Genomic DNA, 17,951 nt, shown 5'->3' on the forward strand with positions numbered 1-17,951 from the left:
CTTTAGTTAGATAAATAATGTGTTTGTGCCATGTAAATCAATTGTTTCGTATCTCTTGGCAATAAAGCTCTAGCCTCTTCCAAATTCAGATTTGGATAAACCCGCTTATTTGAAACCGCAAGAGGTAGTCTGATGCTTAGTTCAGGATTTTTTAAGATCATCTCAACGAAATCCGTTAATCTTAGATTGTCACGGTTCTTAAATCGTAATAAATTGGGAGATAAAAACTCAAAACAATCTGAAGAATAGCTCATCATCTCAATTAATTTATCCCTTGTCATTTCAGAAATCGAATGACAGGATACCTTAATGCCATAGTTTTGGAAGAAGTCTAAAAGAAGTTGATTTCTTTGGCTATTTTTACTTAGATAGAGATCAATCATGGGAGACCTCCCAAAGATTCGGTTCCATTTGATATTCTGAGACGATTAAGGAATCTAATAAATTTGCGAAGTTAATCGGTTTCTTGTCTTCATCATAAGCTTTTACAGTTACTTGGGTTGTAAGTATTCCCTCTTTTCCCTCGGCTCGATAGCCTTGTCCATATAAAACAAAAACAAGATTTTGATGATCATCTACAAAGGCATCAGCTCCGTTCTTTATATCCTGACTTTCAAGGAATTCCATAATGTTTTGAAGATAGGATTCGTAAAATAGGGGGTAGTTGTGTTTTTTATGGTAATCATCTAAAAATGTCACCTCAAACTCACATGGATAATTGGGCATCAAAAATATTTGTTCATCCAGCTGTTTGATTTCTGCGTCATGTAATTCTGTTTCTAATTCATCACAATCTAGTATTGACTCTTTATTTAAAGCTTTCATCTTTTTCCTCTATTTCTTTTAATTTCTGTGCGATTGCGGCAATCACAGGAACAGTTACACTATTACCAGCTTGTTTATAGAGCTGACTATTACTAGAGACTTTTCTAGCAGCTTCAAAAGCCCAATCAGGAAATCCCTGTAGGCGAAAACACTCTTTAGGAGTGATTCGTCGTATTCTCAAACGGTAAAATTGTCCATCTATTAAGACACCGGCAACATGGTAAACTTGCTTATCTTCTCCTTCATAGCTAGCAACTACTACTCCCATTTGACCACTAGTTGTTAACGTATTCGCTATACCTTTTCCAACTCTACCACGCCGATACTGAGAACTTGGTCTCTCCAAATTGATTGAATCTCCCATTTCTGCTTGAGCATATCCTTTTTTAGTTGCCTCCCGGACTTTTAGAAATTGGATTGGTTCTGGAATCAGTATTTTGGGGATTTTATCTCCACCTTGCATCGTAGTCAGTGTTGGAGATAACCCCTCACTTCCATAGACACGACCGGTCTCCTTAAAGCTAGTCGGTAAATCTCCAACAACGACAATGCCATGACGATCCTGAGTATTTAAAGTAAACATTGGCTCTTGGTTTTCCTTAAAGCGTCTACCATTTTGTCTATTGTCTAATCTATCTGGTGTCATACAAGGAATCGCAATTTTAAATCCTTCTCCTTTCCCACGAACTAAGGTTGGCGCAAGACCTTCTGAATAATAAACTTTACCGCTCATTCCACTTTTTGATGGATTCAAATTCCCTAATGTTTTTAAAATCTCAGAGTTAGTTGCTTGACCTTCTCGTCTGAAAGGAAATAAGAGTCGGGTACCTTTCTTTCTAGAATGTCCGATAATAAACACCCTCTCTCTGTTTTGGGGAACGCCAAAATCCTTACTGTTAAGCACCTGCCACTCAACATCAAACCCCAACTCATCAAGTGTGGTAAGGATTGTGGTGAACGTCCGTCCCTTATCGTGATTGAGTAGGCCTTTAACATTTTCAAGAAAAAGAAAACGTGGTTGGATTTGTTTGGCCGCCCGAGCAATTTCAAAGAACAAAGTTCCTCTAGTATCTTCAAATCCCAATCGTCTTCCTGCGATTGAAAATGCTTGACAAGGGAATCCCCCACAGATGACATCGACTTTTCCTCTAAGTTTTTTAAATTCGTCATCTGAAATATCTCGTATGTCATGAAATTCAATTTCTCCTTCCGTTTGAAAAATGGACTTATAAGATTCTCTAGCAAATTTATCAATCTCACAAAATCCAATACACTCGTGTCCAACACTTTCCATTCCAAGTCGAAAACCACCGATACCTGAAAATAAATCAATAAATCTCATTTCTTGATTATCCCTTTCTGATCGACTATCAATGTCCAAAGTGTCACACCACTTGAAATGATAATGAGCATAACTAATACCCACTCGATTGGCGACATTTTAACCACCTCCTTTTCTAACACGGTTATTCCAAACAGAATATAGGCCGTTAAACACAAATTCAGCAAGTACTTCTGCTCGTCGGACAAAGCGAACATTGTCAAGAGCATACTGATAGATTCTCTCAAAATCAGTCATAGCAATTTCACTAGCTGTTTCAGAAAAACCTTCTCGTCTAAATTGATCTTGTACCAATCCCCAAATATAATCTCGATCATATTTTGTGACCTTTTCTACTTTTCTTTTCAAGATAGGTTGAGTATTCCTATCCTCCTCATCCTCAATAAATAAAGAATCAGTCTCACTATATTTAGTCTCACTAACTTCAGTCTCACTAGGGGCTGAATATGAGACGGGGGGCTTTTCATTTTCAACCTGCCCTAGTCTTTTTTTAACACTAGGCCTGTTTGAATTACCTACTGGGGTAGAAGACAATTCCCCTAAATAAATCTTATTAGCAAGTCTCCCTTTCTCACTTGAAGACTGTTGAACTTCATCAATTAAGTCATATTCTTTAAGAGTTTTTTTGATGGACAGTAATTTTGACTTCGAACAACCTAACAACCTCATCAGTTTAGAATTAGAAAATACTAAATAGACTGCTCCTTCTTCATCTATCCAACCACGACTGAGAGATAATTCTAAACGATCTTTTAAAATAGAATAAGCCACCTTTACTTCTAGTTTCATATCCATATATTTCTCATCCTCAAAAAGAATTTTAGGTAATTTGTAATACCGTTCTGAAGTTTGGTATTGATTTGCGGTAATTCGTTTCATAGCGCGCCTCCAAGTTCTTTGAGTATTAAATCTCCACTTGATTCCAAACGAACCAAGCCACTTTTTTCTAATTCAGCCATAAGAGAGATGGCTTCAACAATGTCAATTCCCATTTCACGTACTAAAAATGAAATGACAATATAGCGTGATGATTGTAGTTCTTTTGTCATTTTCCCTCCTGAAAATAAAAAAAGGAGAACAATATACAATTGTTCTCCACGATAAATTTGTTAAAAAGAAAAACCCTGCCAAATTAATTTTTGGTAGGGTTTTTGGTAGGAAACTAAATTAATTTATCAGTTTCTAAAATGTGTTCACGATTCTAAAAGGCTGATACTATAGTATTCCGAATTCTAATTGGTATATGCCTCTTATTTAAGAGTAACTGAAGCTCCAGCTTCTTCCAATTTAGCTTTGATTTCTTCAGCTTCTGCAGTTGGAACGCCTTCTTTGATGACACCTGGTGCACCATCAACAAGTTCTTTAGCTTCTTTAAGTCCAAGACCAGTGATTTCACGTACAACTTTGATAACGCCAACTTTTTTGTCACCAGCAGCTGTCAACTCAACGTCAAATGAGTCTTTAGCAGCACCAGCGTCAGCAGCACCAGCTGCAGCAACAGCTACAGGAGCAGCTGCAGTTACACCAAATTCTTCTTCGATAGCTTTTACAAGGTCGTTCAATTCAAGGATTGAAGCTTCTTTAATTTCAGCAATAATGTTTTCAATGTTCAATGCCATTGTTATTTCCTCCAAATAAGTTTTTAATTTTATAATCGTTTTTTCGTAGCTAAGCTACGCTGCGTAGCTTAAGATTAAGCTGCGTCTTCTTTGTTGTCTGCAACCGCTTTGACTGCAAGAGCAACGTTGCGCACTGGCGCTTGAAGTACAGAAAGGAGCATAGAAAGAAGTCCTTCGCGGTTTGGAAGAGTTGCAAGAGCAACGATTTCTTCTTTAGATGCGACAGCGCCTTCGATTGCACCACCTTTGATTTCAAGTGCTTCAGCGTTTTTAGCAAAGTCGTTCAAGATTTTCGCTGGTGCGATAACATCTTCGTTAGAAAATGCTACTGCAGATGGTCCAACAAATACTGATGCAAGATCTTCAAGACCAGCTTTTTCAGCTGCACGACGCAAGATTGAGTTTTTAATGACTTTATACTCAACTTCGCTTCCACGAAGCTCACGACGAAGAACTGTATCTTGCTCAACTGTCAAACCACGAGCGTCTACAACGACGATAGATGCAGCAGCTTTCATTTTTTCAGCTACTACGTCAACTAGTTCCGCTTTTTTAGCAATAATTGCTTCACTCATTAGTGTGTTCACCTCCGTAATTATTTTGCTTGGGGAATTTTTCCAAAAGAAAAACGCGCCCAAACCTAGACACGAAAGTACAATACGCTTCTTTTTACATGATACGTTTTGTCCTCGGTAGGATATTTACGAGTCAAGCTCCCCTACTGTCTTAGGCAGTTTTTTCAAACCGTATATAAGTATAGCATAGACAAAAAAAGAATGCAAGATTTTTGCAAACTTTTTTTGAATTTTTTTAAATCTCTACTGTCAAAACTTTGCCTTGCTTAACCACCTGTTCTCCAGCGATATAAACATCGTCAACATCACTGGCTTTGACTGCATAAACCAGGTGAGAGAGCATATTTTTCTGAGGCTGAAGATGGATTTTTCCCTGTGGTTGAATGACCAGAAAATCTGCTTGCTTGCCAACTTCTAGGCTTCCTATCTGCTTTTCCATTCCTAGAATCTTAGCACCCTCTATCGTCAGAGCTTTGAGGGCTGTTTCAATAGGAAATTGGCTGGCATCTCCACTTTTCATCTTTTGAAGAAGGGCTGCTGTGCGTCCTTCCTCAAACATATCTAGATTGTTATTGGAAGCAACCGAGTCTGTCGCAATCCCCACTGCTACTCCTGCTTTTTGGAGTTGGATGATTGGAGCGATTCCAGAAGCCAGTTTGAGGTTACTGATAGGATTATGGGCGATTGCTACATGAGAAGTTGCCAAGCGTTCAATTTCTCTCTCGTTTAATTCGACCCCGTGAGCAAAGACAGACGGATGATCTAAGTAACCTAGTTCTTCTAGAAAGGCGAGAGGGCGTTTGCTATAGCGTTTCAAGATAATTCCTGATTCCTCCTTGGTCTCCGCCACATGGATATGGATAGGAATGGCCAGTTCTTTTGCCATTTCTATGCTTGCTTCCAGCAAGTCTCTACTACAGCTATAGGGAGAATGAGGAGCTACCATAACCTTGAAATTTGGATTTTCATATCCTAAGATTTCCTCTATGATGGCTCGTGTTCTGCTTATAGTCTCAGCAGTTGTTTCTGCCTCTGAAGAAAAGAGGGTCGGTGAGAAATAACAACGCATCTTAGATTCCTTAACTGCCTGATAAATTTGCTCAATATCCACACCATTAGGATTATACATATCGTTGAAGGTTGTTGTTCCTGACTGGAGCATCTCTGTCAGAGCTTCTTTGACTGCCTTGGTAGTCATATCGGGAGTAAATCCTGCTTCTGCTGGCCAGATATAGTCATTGAGCCATTCATGGAGATTACTATCATCCCGGATCCCTCGCAAACCTGTCATAGCAGAATGGGTATGGCAATTAACCAAACCAGGCATAATCCAGGCTCCCTGATAGTCTATAATCTGCTCAGCTTGCTCTAAAATCTCTGGCTCCTCTTGGCCGACATAGACGATTTGGGAATCCTTAACGGCTAAGATACCATCCAAATAAACATGGAAATCTTTGTCACAAGTCACGATATTTACATGCTGATAGACTTTCATTGTTTTCTCCTTCTAAGACCCTGATTTTTTCTAGCTATTGTAACAAAAAAGTCACCCGAAGGCAACTTTTTTTGTCCATAAGATTTCAAAATAGAAAGGATTATTCAGAGCTAAAAGTTGCTGCTTTTTGCATTTGGTAATACTTGCCCTTTCTAGCCATGAGTTCCTGATGATTGCCGTATTCCACGATGTTACCATCCACCAAGACTAGAATCAAATCCGCATCCTGAATGGTTGACAAACGGTGAGCAATGATAAAGCTTGTGCGATCCTTCATGAGTTTGGCAAAGGCATCCTGTACTAGCACTTCTGTCCGTGTATCGATGGAGGAGGTCGCCTCGTCTAAGATAAGAATCTTTGGAATAGCTAGAAATACTCGGGCGATGGTCAAGAGCTGGGCTTGACCGACAGAGAGAGATTCACCTGCATTTTCCAAATTGGTATCATAGCCCTGTGGCAACTGTTGGATGAAAAAATCTACGTTGGCTGCTTTTGCAGCAGCAATCACTTGTTCCCGACTGGCTTCAGGATTTCCAAAGGCAATATTGTCATGAATGGTCCCTTGCTTGAGCCAGGTTTCTTGGAGCACCATGCCAAACTGCTGTCTCAATGATGCTCGGGTATAATCGTAAATAGAACGACCGTCTAACAAGATATCTCCTGAATTAATAGGATAAAAACGCATGAGGAGATTGATAAGAGTTGACTTACCAGCACCTGTCGGACCAACGATGGCAACCTTGCTACCAGCAGGAATGTCAATGGATAAATCCTTAATCAGAACCTTCTCAGGATTGTAGCCAAAAGAAACATGCTTAAAGGAAATGGCTCCCTTAACTTGGTCACTGGTCAAGACTTCCTTACCTGTTTCAGCCACCTCTGGACTTTCTAAGACAGCATAGACGCGCTCTGCGCAAGCAAGAGCACTTTGCAACTCGGCTAGAACAGAAGAAATATCGTTAAAGGGCTTAGTGTACTGTTGGACGTAATTCAAAAAAGTCACTAAACGTCCGATGGTCAAGGTGGACCCCATCATAATACGATAAGCTCCTACCCCAGCCAGAAGGGCATAAATGAGCGCGTTGACAAAGCGAGTCGAAGGATTAACCGTTGATGAATAAAAGATGGCTGACTGAGAATAGCCTGCGTAGTTGGCATTCGCCTCGTGCAGTCTTTGGATAAACTCTGTCTGAGCATTAAAGGACTGGATAATAGGCTGCTGGCTAAGAGACTCTTCAATCAACTGAGTCTGAATCCCCCTGGTCTCTGTTTGCTTCTGGAAGAGATGATAGGAGCGTTTGGCAATAAAGCGTGAAATCACCATGGACAGCGGCGTCAACAGCAAAACCAAGAGGGTCATGAGAAGGTGAATTTGGAGCATGGCTAGAATACTAACCAAAATCATCAAGACTCCAATGAAAAATTGATTGAAAATCATGGTCAAGCCAGCTGCCAACTGTTCTATGTCTGTGGTCACACGACTGACCATCTCTCCACTGCCCTGCCGATCCACAAAAGCAATCGGTAACCGATGGAGCTTATGAATGATTCGCTCTCGCAAGTCTTTAGTATAAGAGAAGATTAGACGATTATAAAGAAGAGGATTGGCCCATTGTACCAATGTATTTCCTATGACCACCAAGATCATCTGGATGAAAATCTGCCAAAAAACTAGCGAAGAACCAGCCACTAGAACCTGGTCAATGACCTGCCCAATCAGAATAGGTAGGTAAATTGATAAGCCAACTTGGGCAATAGTTCCTAGAAAGGCAAGGAAAAGGAGGAAGGGATGGCTTGCTAAATCTATGGCCAAACGTTTGAGCGTCTGGTTTGCGGTTTGTCGTCTCATGCTAGTCCTCCTTTCCATGTTGGGATGCATTGATTTCTCGATATACTTGGCTAGTTTTCATCAAGTCCTCGTGCTTGCCAACAGCTAGGAGCTCACCTTTTTCCAAAAGGAGAATCTGGTCTGCCATCTGTAAAGTCGAGGTTCGTTGAGAGATCAAGATTAAACTTGTATTTGGCAGATTTTCTCTAATAGCTTTCAAGAGCTTGGACTCGGTAATGGTGTCGAGAGCCGAGGTCGCATCATCTAGGATGAGAAATGGAGCTTGGCGCAAGACTGCTCGGGCAATAGATAGCCTTTGTTTTTGTCCGCCTGAGAAATTTCTCCCTCCTGCCTCAACTAGGGCATCCAAAAGTCCTTCCTTTTCACTGACAAAATCCTTAGCTTGCGCAATCTCCAAGGCCTGCCAGAGTTTCTGGTCAGATACTTCTTGATTGAAACCTAAAGTCAAGTTAGAACGAATAGTTCCCTTAAAGAGCTCGACTTTTTGAGGCACATAGGCAATCCAAGACCGCCACTGCTCAAGATTAAGAGGACTACGACCATTTCGATAAAGGTCAATGCTCCCCTTGTCTACTGGATAAAGTCCAAGTAAGACTTGCACCAAGCTTGATTTACCTGAACCAGTTCCCCCGATGATACCAAGGATTTGCCCTTGATTCATACCAAAGGAAATGTTTCTCAGAGAAGGCTGGGCGGCATCAGGATAGGTAAAGGTTAATTCTTGGACTTGTAAAACATTATCGCTGGTAGCTTGCTTTTGTTCTAACTCTGAATGGATATCCTCTGGAGCCTCGTCAAAGACTTCCTCAATTCGCTTGGCTGAGATATAGGATTGGTTGAGGGAATTGATCAGCATGGCGAGCTTAACCAATTCCACCAAAATCTGTAAGAGGTAGTTGATAAGAGCAATGAGAGCTCCTTGACTGAGTAAACCTCCTTGAATTGAAATATATCCCTGCCAGATAATGACGAGGAGAGTTCCATTAACAATCAGATAGGTCAGAGGTGTTAACAAACTTGACCAGAAACCCGTCTTTTCTTGCAATCTAGCATAAACTTGGTTAAGGTTTTGAAAAATCTGTAACTCTCGTTTTTCCTGACCAAAAGCACGAATAACTCGCATCCCTTGCAATTGCTGGCGCGTTTCCTGAACCAATTGGTCCGTTTTCTTTCTGAGACTGCTGTAGAGAGGATTGACCAGTCGAGAGAGACCGACAATGACAATCGTCAAAATGACAACCATAACTAAGAACCAGAAAGTCAGCTCAGCCGAGATGCGATAGGCCATAAAAATGGCTCCAAAAACGATAATAGGCGCTCTCAAAAAGAGGCGCAGGAATTGATTAATCCCAGTCTGAATCTGGTAAGTATCCGAAGTCAAGCGGGTCACCAAGCTAGAAGTTGTCAAACGGTCTCTGCTGTCCTTAGGTAAAGAAAGAATATGACGATAGAGGTCGTTCGTCAATTCCTTGGCAAAACCTACCGCTGCCTTGGCTGAATAAAATTGAGCAATCAAGGCTACTAAAACGCCAATCACTGCAAAGATAAGGAGCAGGCCAATCTGCATCCAGAGATGCCCTTGATCTCTCTGGGGCAAGGACTGGTCAACAATCCCAGCAATCACCATGGGAACCAAGAGTTCAAAAACAGCTTCAAGTAGCTTGAACAAGGGTGCTAAAATGGATTCTTTGATATAGGGTTTGAAGTAAGATAGTAAGTGTTTCATAAATCCCTTCTATTCTTATTCTGGAAATGAAGAAAGTGGGAAGCCCCACCCTCTCAGTTTTATTTGTTTAAGTAAGGTAATAGATAGCCATATCCTGCTTTTTCCATCTCATCCTTGGCTACAAAGCGTAAGGAAGCAGAATTAATACAGTAACGCAGGCCACCTAATTCCTGAGGTCCATCTGTGAAAACATGACCCAAGTGAGCATTTCCTGACCGAGAACGAACCTCGATTCGCTCCATTCCATGGCTCAAATCCTTGTAATAGTGAATTAGTTCCTTAGAAATCGGACGGCTAAAACTTGGCCAACCACAACCTGAAGCAAACTTATCCTTGGCGAAAAAGAGCGGTTCACCCGTTGTGATGTCTACATAAATCCCTTCTTCAAAGGTTTGGTCATAGGCATTGGTAAATGGCGCCTCTGTAGCAGCTTCTTGAGTTACTCGGTAGGATTCTTCAGTTAGGCTTTCCTTCAGCACTTCTTGACTAGGCTTTTCATAGTTAGATGCGTCAATCAATGGCTTCTCAGCATCGGTTACATCGATATGACAATAACCGGAAGGATTTTTCTTGAGATAGTCTTGATGGTAGTCTTCAGCTAAAATGTAGTGGCGAAGTTTCTCCACTTCTACTGCAATCTTTCGACCAAGCATACGCTCCTGCTCCTGCACTACTGTGTAGATAGCTGGCAAGTCTGCTTCATCTTGGTAATAAATACCAGTACGATATTGGCGACCACGGTCATTCCCTTGTTGATTAATCGATAAAGGATCGATGACTCGGAAATAATAAAGCAAAATTTCTCTGAGTGACACAGCTTTCTCATCATAAATCACTTGAACCGTCTCTGCATGGTCTGTTTCCTTGAGCAACTGGTAATTAGTTGTTTCGACTTGGCCATTAGCGTAGCCTACACTGGTTGCTAATACGCCTGAAATTCGTGAAAAATACTCCTCTAGGCCCCAAAAACAACCACCTGCTAGATAAATTTCTGACATCTTTATTTCTCCTTTATCAAGTTTTTAACCAATACTCTTCGAAAATCTCTTCAAAGCACGTCAGCTTACATCTGCAACCTCAAAACAGTATTTTGAGCTAACTTCGTCAGTTCTATCCACAACCTCAAAACCATGTTTTGAGCAACCTGCGGCTAGCTTCCTAGTTTGCTCTTTGATTTTCATTGAGTATAAACTTCTTTTCAAAAAAAGGATAGGAAGTCCTCTGGTCGAGAATTTCCCCATCCTATCTTCTATTCTTTATTTTGCTTCGACACGGACACCTTGCGTATCAACTTTCAAGTCATGCAGTTTGCCTTTGAAAGGTTGCTTTTGCAATTCTGCTTTAATCTTCGGCATCTTGTCATGAGAAGCCAAGACCATCACTGTCGGCCCTGCTCCAGAGAGGTAGGTCGCATAGGCTCCATTCTCTTTGGCTACTTGCTTAATCGTCGCAAATTCACGGACCAGACTTTGACGATAACGCTCGTGGAAGAGGTCCCCCTCGATTGCTTGTCCAGCTGTCACCATATCTCCTGCTAACAAGGCTGCAACGGCCACATTGGCGATAGAACTAGCCGCAACAGCTTCCTTGTAGGACAATTTCTTAGGAAGGACACCACGGCTGTCGCGAGTGCGCAATTCATAGTTAGGAATATAAGCTAGAAAATCACACTCGGGGAAGTCAGCCACGATTGCTGAAACGTGCCCTTCAACGGAACTCGCAACAACAAGATTTCCATAGATAGCTGGAGCCACATTGTCAGGATGTCCTTCAATCTTGGTCGCCAGTTGTAATTTGTCGTGGTTAGATAAGTTGAGCTTGCCCAGCTGGTTAGCTAGTTCAATCCCAGCAACGATAACAGAGCTAGAAGAACCCAACCCACGCGCCAAGGGAACATCACTGGTCATTTTCAAGCGTCTCGGTTGCAAGTCAGGCGCAATTTGCAAGGCAATCTTAAGCAAAAGATTACGCTCGTCATGGGGAATCCATTTACCAATCTGGTGTTCAATCAACCACTCATCCCGTTCTTCACAGATTTCAATTTGAAGATACTTGGATACAGCTACACCGACCGAATCAAAACCTGGCCCGATATTGGCACTGGTTGCAGGTACAATAATCTTCATCCTATTCTCCTAAAACCTTGAAGGTATTTAAGAGGTCAAATTCTGATACCTTGGTCAACTCAGCTGAAACCTTTTCAAGCTGTGCTTTATTGATCTTATGTGTAATGATGACCACACGCGCCTTGTCCCCCTCTTTTCCGTCTTGAAGGATTTGCTTAAAGGAAATATCTTGGGCATTGAAGATTTCAGCCAATTTCAAGACCTGACCTTTTGAGTCTGGAGCCAATATTGAGAAGTAATAATTGGCTTTGACATCCTCAGGCTTTGCCAAGACCAAGTCACGGCTATATTCGTTGAAGTCTTTACCGATAGTACCATCATTCAAGCGACGAACGATACGGACAATATCTGCTACCACACTTGTTGCAGTTGGTTTTTGACCCGCACCTGGTCCGTAGTACATAGACTCACCGATACCAATAGATTCTACAAAAACAGCGTTCATTACACCATTCACACTGGCAAGTGGATGTGCTTTAGGAAGGAAGGTTGGGGTCACTTCTGCAGCAATCCCTGAAGGAGTTTCCTCGATAGAACCAACCAATTTCACTACATAGCCGAGGTTTTGGGCAACAGCTACGTCTTCTGGTGTGATGTTGCGGATTCCCTTGTGGGCTACATCGTCAAAGGCAACCTTCATACCAAAAGCAAACTGGCTCAAAATCACCATCTTGTAGGCTGCATCAATCCCATCCACGTCATTTGTAGGATCGCTTTCTGCAAATCCAAGTCTTTGTGCTTCAGCCAAAGCATCATCATAAGACCAGCCTTCTTCCACCATCTTGGTCATCATGAAGTTAGAAGTTCCGTTAACGACACCAAGAACGCGCGTGATTTTATCAGAAGCCAATGAATTTGCTAGAGTGCGAAGAATTGGAATCCCACCAGCAACTGCTGCTTCATAGTATAGTGCTACATTATGCTCTTTAGCAATTTCTAACAATTCTGCGCCATGGACAGCCAAAAGGTCCTTGTTAGCAGTAACAACGTGTTTCCCAGCTTCCAAGGCACGCGTGATAAAGGTTTTAGCTGGTTCGATACGCCCCATCAATTCCACTACGATAGTAATGTCCTTGTCTGCTAAAATATCCTCTACATTGGTCACAAAGTTAAAGTCATTCCCTGCTGCAAGCAAGCGGTTCTTTTCATCTTCATCCTTGACCAATACCTTGGCTACTTCAATCTCAGAATGAGCTGACTGAACGATTTTTTCTCCATTTTCCTTTAGGAGGAATGGCACACCACTTGCAACGGTACCAAATCCAAGTAAAGCAATTTTAACTGTCATGTTTGTCTCCTAGAAATTTTCTGATATAGCCATTATAACAGAATTTTGTGAAAATTCCTATTATAGTAAATCACTATTTCAGTCTAGTAAAGAAAAAACGAATCCCATGATTCGTCTTTCTTGATAAATGAAAATTGATTTTAAAATTTATGAACGAATCTTTTGCAGACCGAGAACTGCATCGTGATTGATCAAGATTTGCCCATACTCTTGCAAGACTGAACGACTGATGTCACTGTCGTCTGCAAACTCACGCATACGAGCCAAGAGCCAAGCCGGATATGGACTTGGATGATTTTCCACATCGACTAAGATTGTCAAATAATAGTGTCCATTCATCTTATAGAGTTCAGATGTTTCCATCTGGTAGTTAACCGTCTTTGCAAAAGCAACTAAGTCAGCAAGGCTTGCAAAGCGTAGGATATAGTAGATATAAGGTTCTTTCTTATTCTCCGTCTCCTTGTCTGCCTGCTCTTGCTCTTCTTCCTTTGCTTCGACCTGCTCTAGAGATTGGATGGCCTCAATATCGTCCTTGGTCTTATCTGCAATGCTCTTTTCCAAGGTTTTGAGAAATTCATCTGGCGACATTTGGGCTAATTCTTCCATGTCTGGTAGATCCGCCAAATCTTCAAAATCCAAATTTTGGTCAATCTTGGACTTGGTCACAAAGACGTCGACCTTATCAGGTTTTGGCGTCACGCGGAAACTCAGCATGCCACTATCCAAGAAATTGTCTGGCATCTCTAACTCATCTAAAATAGCATAGAAAAACTCTTCGGTTTTTTCCTGAGGAACGAGAAAGTCTGCAATCTCCATTCCCCGATCCATCAAATCATCTAAAGTCATCGTGATTTTCAGTGTTGTATCACTAATTTGTTTCATCTTCATATCTAGTAACCTCATACTTTCAGTCTATCTATTATACTAGATTTTTACGATTTTATCAAAAGAATGAAGCGAGAATGTGATATAATACTAGATATGATTTTAGATTTAAGAAAGAAAGTTCAATGAAAAATATAAAAGTAAATGCCTTGGCCAGCTTGCTGGTCAATATTCTCAATATCGTTTTTCCACTGATAACCAACCCTTATCTGACGCGGATTCTCAGCAAATCCAATTACGGTTATTTCAATACAGCCAATACCTGGGCAAGTTTCGTTATTCCACTAGCTGCCTTTGGAATATACAACTACGGGATTCGAGCTATTAGTAAGGTCAAGGATGACAAGAATAAAATCAACTACGTCTTTTCTAAGTTGTTTTATATCTCGGTTTTCACCTCTCTCCTGACGACAGGTATCTACTTCCTCATTATCTTCTTTGACACCAGCATTGAGAATCTGAAAGTCCTCTACTACATTCTAGGGGCCCAAGCACTCTTCCAATTTCTCAATATCGAATGGATGAACGAGGCTTATGAAAACTATGCCTTCATCCTCTATAAGACATTAATTATTCGAATTACCATGCTGGTCGCTATCTTCGCCTTCGTTAAAACGGCAGATGATATCGTTCCTTATGCTATCGTTATGACAGCGACCACTATCCTCAACTACCTGCTCAGTTTTCTTTGGATTAAGAGAGAAGTTTCTTTTGTTAAGATCGGTTTCGTCGAATTAGTCAAAGCTTCTAAACCGCTCTTCACTATGCTTCTCTTAGCAAACGCTAATATGCTTTACACCTTGCTAGATAGAATGTTTATCACCAAGGGACCAGATGAAAACTATATTTCTTATTATACAATTGCCTATAGTATCGTCATGTTGATTGCCAGTGTCTTGAGTGGAGCTATCAACGTCAGTATTCCACGCCTTGGCTACTATCTCGGTAAAAAGGATTACAAGTCCTATAATTATCTCGTGAATCAAGCGGCATCCTTATTCTATTTCCTTATGGTTCCAACTAGTATTGGGATTATGATATTGGGACGGTACGCAACTGTTATTTATTCTTCTGAAAAATATCTTGAAGCGGGTATCGTAACTAGCGTCTTCGCTTTTCGTACCATCATTTGGGCTATTGAGTTGATTCTTGGTAAACAGATTATCTTTATCAACGACCATGAAAATCGCTTAACTGCCTTCTACTTCCTTGGTGGTGGTGCCAATATACTATTAAATAGCATCTTGTATTTCAATAATATTTTTGCACCTGAGTATTACATCGCTACGACCATTATCGCAGAAACTATCGTCGTTTTACTTGAAATTCATTTTATCAAGAAACACCAACTGATTAGTTTAAAAGAAATTTTTATAACCTTAACACGTTATAGCCTCATATCCCTTGGTTTTATCCCAATCTTCTATATTTTCAAGATGATTTTCCAAATCAATTCCTACACAGTAAACTTTAATATGATTCTCATGGTTCTTTCTACCGTAGCAACTTGTGGTATCTATTACCTCTTGACCCTCTTTATCACCAAAGACAAAACACTCCACTATGCACTGAACCTTGTACTTGCTAAATTAAAACGAAATTAAAAAAATCCCCTACTGATAAATTAGTTGTCAGTAGGGGATTTCTTCTTTATTCTTTTTCTTTCTTATCAGAAGCGTTGGCTTCTAGATTTGAATCTTGTTTAGGTTGTTCAACAATAGAGGAATTAGCTTCTTGTTTCTGTTCTGGCTTGACTGCATCGCTATTTACAGCAGCAACAGCCTGTTTCCAGATTCCTTCTTCGTTTACTTTATAACCATCAGGTGTTGTTGCGTTCTTCAACAAAGAACCATCAGCTTGGAAATAGTACCAATTACCATCAAGCTGTTTCCAACCTTTCTGCATAGCTCCTGATTCATCAAAGTAATAATGATCACCATTTACTTTATGAAGGCCAACCAACATGATGCCATCTTCAGGATTTAGATAATACCAGACGCCTTTGTCTTTTATCCAACCAGTTTTCATGACTCCATTTGATTCAAAGTAACGGTAATGATTATCAAACCATTTCCAGTCAGTTTGCATGGCTCCAGATTTGCTAAAGTAATATTGCTTACCATCTACTTGATGGAGGCCGACTAACATAACGCCTTCCTTACCGTCAAGATAATACCAGGCATCACCATCTTTTAACCAACCAGTTTGAAGTGCGCCCGACGTAGCGTAATAATGCCAAGAATCATTTGACCACTGCCATCCAACTTGCATAGTACCTGCTGAGCTGAAGAAATAGTTCTTACCGTCAATCTCTTTAGATCCTACAGCCATAATACCAGTTTCTGGATCCAAATAATACCATGATTCTTTATCTTTCAACCAACCAGTTTTCATAGCACCTGAGTTCGTATAGAAGTACCAGCTATTGTCTTGCCACTTCCAGCCAGTCTGCATGGCACCACTAGCATTCAAATAGTAACGAACACCATTTATATCTTGTCTACCAGTTAACATGATGCCATCTTTATCCAGATAATACCATGTTTCCTGATCCTTGACCCAGCCGATTTTCATAGCTCCAGAACTTGCAAAATAGTTCCAGTGACCATCAACAAAGGCCCAGCCAGTTTGCATGATACCTTCTTGATTAAAGTAGTATGTGCTTCCATTGATATTCTTTTTACCAACGGTCTTTAGCCCATCCTCGTCATAGAAATACCAATTTGAATCAATCTTTTGCCAAGTTGAAGGCTTACCTGCTGTTTGGAGTGCACCACTTTCGCTAAAGAACATCTTCTTGCCATTATAGACTTGATGTCCTGTTAGCATCTTGCCATCTGCCGCAAAGAGATACTTTTTCCCTCCAATTTCAGAGAGCTCGCTAAATCGTCTAGCACCATTTGATTGGATATAATACCAAGAGTCATCTAGTTTGAACCAACCACCAGTTTGCATTTTACCATTTTGGTTCAGATAGTAATCATTCCCTTTGGCATTTTCTCCCCAGTCGTCGTTAAGGTGAAGCCAGCGACCTGCTTGCATTTGTCCTTTTCCATTAAAGAAGTAAGTGGCTCCGCCAATCTCTCTCCAGCCGATAGCCATTTCTCCGTCAGTCAAACGATATTTCCAATAGCCATCTTCTTGATACCATTTTTCGTCAACTACAGGGATATCAGGGAAGGTATTTGAAACATTAGCAAATCCTTTATCGCTAATATCAAAAACGGTAGCGTCTTGAGTTTGGCTAGCAGCATGAAGAACCTGAATATTTTTCTTCTGAAGGTATTCTCTTGTTGAAGCAACATTAATATCTCCACCAGTTGTCTGAATGATCATTTTTGGTGATAAGTTTTCAAGGAAATTAATCGTATTTGAAATTGTCGCATCATAATGGTGGTTCCATTTCATCATATCAACCTTGCCGATAACTGGACCTAACTTATCTTCTGCTCCTTCGGCATTATCCAAATCTCCACCAAGATAGATTCTCTTTCCTGCCACAGTCACTACTGAAACAATGGAGTTGGAGTTATCATCTCGAACTTTTTTCAGATTCCCGTCAGCATCATATTCATTCTTATAGTTGTAGAGTTGGATATCCATATCACCTAATTTTAGATGGCTATCCTCATCTGAAATATTCTGGATAAGAGTAACTCCTCGTTTTTGAGCTGCTCTCAAAGCATTATCATAATTGAAAAGATTATCCCATAGTCCCCAGTTTGCTGTGATCCGATCATCTGAATATTTTTTCAAATAAAACTTACCGACTTGATATCGATTGAGTATTTCGTCCGCTCCACCAATATGGTCACTATGAACATGAGTTCCTATAATAAAATCTAATTTTTTTACACCTATTTGATCCAAGTGGCGAATCAATCGATCCTCCAATACTTGATAATTTCTCATGGAAATTCCCCAGCGGCTTGGATAGCGTGGATCACTCCCATCAGGGAAATCATAGTCTTCACCCATATCAATCAAAGCATAGTGACCATTGCTTTCCAGAAGGATGGCATCACTCCCAGATTTTGCTTTTGTATTTATGAAATGGATACGATTGCCCGAACCTGCAGAGATGGTATCTGCATCTACTCCTTGCGATAACTGAATCAGTAATAGAAAGAATGCGAGAACACTATAGCTGACTGATTTTAATAACCATTTATTTTTCACCTTGAAAACTCCTTTATCTTAACATTAAGCAACTTTTAAAAA

The 17,951-nt window shown here is 40.6% G+C and carries 16 protein-coding genes and 1 other annotated feature; of the genes, 1 reads left to right on the plus strand and 15 read right to left on the minus strand.

The features are described from left to right. Positions 1-2: 2 nt before the first annotated feature. The 14 genes from BWR56_RS06010 to mecA all read right to left on the minus strand — a co-directional run bounded on the left by BWR56_RS06010 (position 3) and on the right by mecA (position 13,733). Complete coding sequence (locus tag BWR56_RS06010) at positions 3-383, minus strand: thioredoxin domain-containing protein (protein WP_076984651.1); 381 nt, start codon at positions 381-383, stop codon at positions 3-5. Next, the gene (locus BWR56_RS06015; protein ID WP_000645882.1) at positions 376-825 is read right to left on the minus strand and encodes a hypothetical protein; all 450 of its coding nucleotides are present in this window, start codon (positions 823-825) and stop codon (positions 376-378) included. The genes BWR56_RS06010 and BWR56_RS06015 overlap by 8 nt, the downstream gene beginning before the upstream one ends. After that, positions 809-2,167: a DNA (cytosine-5-)-methyltransferase gene (dcm, locus tag BWR56_RS06020; RefSeq protein ID WP_076984652.1), complete on the minus strand. Its 1,359-nt coding sequence runs from the start codon at positions 2,165-2,167 to the stop codon at positions 809-811. The genes BWR56_RS06015 and dcm overlap by 17 nt, the downstream gene beginning before the upstream one ends. A 99-nt stretch (positions 2,168-2,266) precedes the next feature. Next, complete coding sequence (locus BWR56_RS06025; protein WP_076984653.1) at positions 2,267-3,046, minus strand: replication initiator protein A; 780 nt, start codon at positions 3,044-3,046, stop codon at positions 2,267-2,269. Further along, complete coding sequence (locus BWR56_RS06030; RefSeq protein WP_000159607.1) at positions 3,043-3,216, minus strand: hypothetical protein; 174 nt, start codon at positions 3,214-3,216, stop codon at positions 3,043-3,045. The genes BWR56_RS06025 and BWR56_RS06030 overlap by 4 nt, the downstream gene beginning before the upstream one ends. Positions 3,217-3,417: 201 nt before the next feature. Next, positions 3,418-3,786, minus strand: coding sequence for a 50S ribosomal protein L7/L12 (gene rplL, locus BWR56_RS06035; RefSeq protein ID WP_001196964.1), 369 nt, complete (start codon positions 3,784-3,786; stop codon positions 3,418-3,420). Between the two features lie 74 nt (positions 3,787-3,860). Further along, complete coding sequence (rplJ, locus tag BWR56_RS06040; protein ID WP_001287274.1) at positions 3,861-4,361, minus strand: 50S ribosomal protein L10; 501 nt, start codon at positions 4,359-4,361, stop codon at positions 3,861-3,863. Between the two features lie 38 nt (positions 4,362-4,399). After that, positions 4,400-4,535 (minus strand) — a sequence feature (ribosomal protein L10 leader region). 61 nt (positions 4,536-4,596) lie between these two features. Further along, on the minus strand, positions 4,597-5,856 hold the full coding sequence (locus tag BWR56_RS06050) for a TRZ/ATZ family protein (protein ID WP_076984654.1): 1,260 nt from the start codon (positions 5,854-5,856) through the stop codon (positions 4,597-4,599). 100 nt (positions 5,857-5,956) lie between these two features. Then, a complete protein-coding gene (locus BWR56_RS06055) occupies positions 5,957-7,705 on the minus strand; it encodes an ABC transporter ATP-binding protein (RefSeq protein ID WP_049505682.1) in 1,749 nt (582 codons plus the stop codon). 1 nt (position 7,706) lies between these two features. Continuing rightward, on the minus strand, positions 7,707-9,431 hold the full coding sequence (locus BWR56_RS06060; protein WP_049505683.1) for an ABC transporter ATP-binding protein: 1,725 nt from the start codon (positions 9,429-9,431) through the stop codon (positions 7,707-7,709). 59 nt (positions 9,432-9,490) lie between these two features. Beyond that, a complete protein-coding gene (gene msrB, locus BWR56_RS06065) occupies positions 9,491-10,429 on the minus strand; it encodes a peptide-methionine (R)-S-oxide reductase MsrB (RefSeq protein ID WP_076984655.1) in 939 nt (312 codons plus the stop codon). A gap of 258 nt (positions 10,430-10,687) precedes the next feature. Continuing rightward, entirely contained in the window at positions 10,688-11,557 is an 870-nt protein-coding gene (gene thrB, locus BWR56_RS06075; protein WP_076984656.1) for a homoserine kinase, read from the minus strand. Position 11,558: 1 nt separating this feature from the next. Further along, positions 11,559-12,845, minus strand: a complete 1,287-nt coding sequence (locus tag BWR56_RS06080) for a homoserine dehydrogenase (RefSeq protein ID WP_076984657.1) — start codon at positions 12,843-12,845, stop codon at positions 11,559-11,561. Between the two features lie 147 nt (positions 12,846-12,992). Further along, the gene (gene mecA / locus BWR56_RS06085) at positions 12,993-13,733 is read right to left on the minus strand and encodes an adaptor protein MecA (RefSeq protein WP_070567629.1); all 741 of its coding nucleotides are present in this window, start codon (positions 13,731-13,733) and stop codon (positions 12,993-12,995) included. Between the two features lie 122 nt (positions 13,734-13,855). On the opposite strand from mecA, the gene BWR56_RS06090 reads away from it, so the two are divergent. After that, positions 13,856-15,334, plus strand: coding sequence for an oligosaccharide flippase family protein (locus BWR56_RS06090; RefSeq protein ID WP_049490167.1), 1,479 nt, complete (start codon positions 13,856-13,858; stop codon positions 15,332-15,334). 46 nt (positions 15,335-15,380) lie between these two features. Here BWR56_RS06090 and BWR56_RS06095 read toward each other — a convergent pair whose 3' ends face one another. After that, positions 15,381-17,909 (minus strand): MBL fold metallo-hydrolase, encoded by a 2,529-nt coding sequence (locus BWR56_RS06095; RefSeq protein WP_076984658.1) that lies wholly within the window; start codon positions 17,907-17,909, stop codon positions 15,381-15,383. Positions 17,910-17,951: the final 42 nt, after the last annotated feature.

Source organism: Streptococcus oralis (genome assembly GCF_001983955.1).
In the GTDB taxonomy this organism is placed as follows: domain Bacteria; phylum Bacillota; class Bacilli; order Lactobacillales; family Streptococcaceae; genus Streptococcus; species Streptococcus jiangnanensis.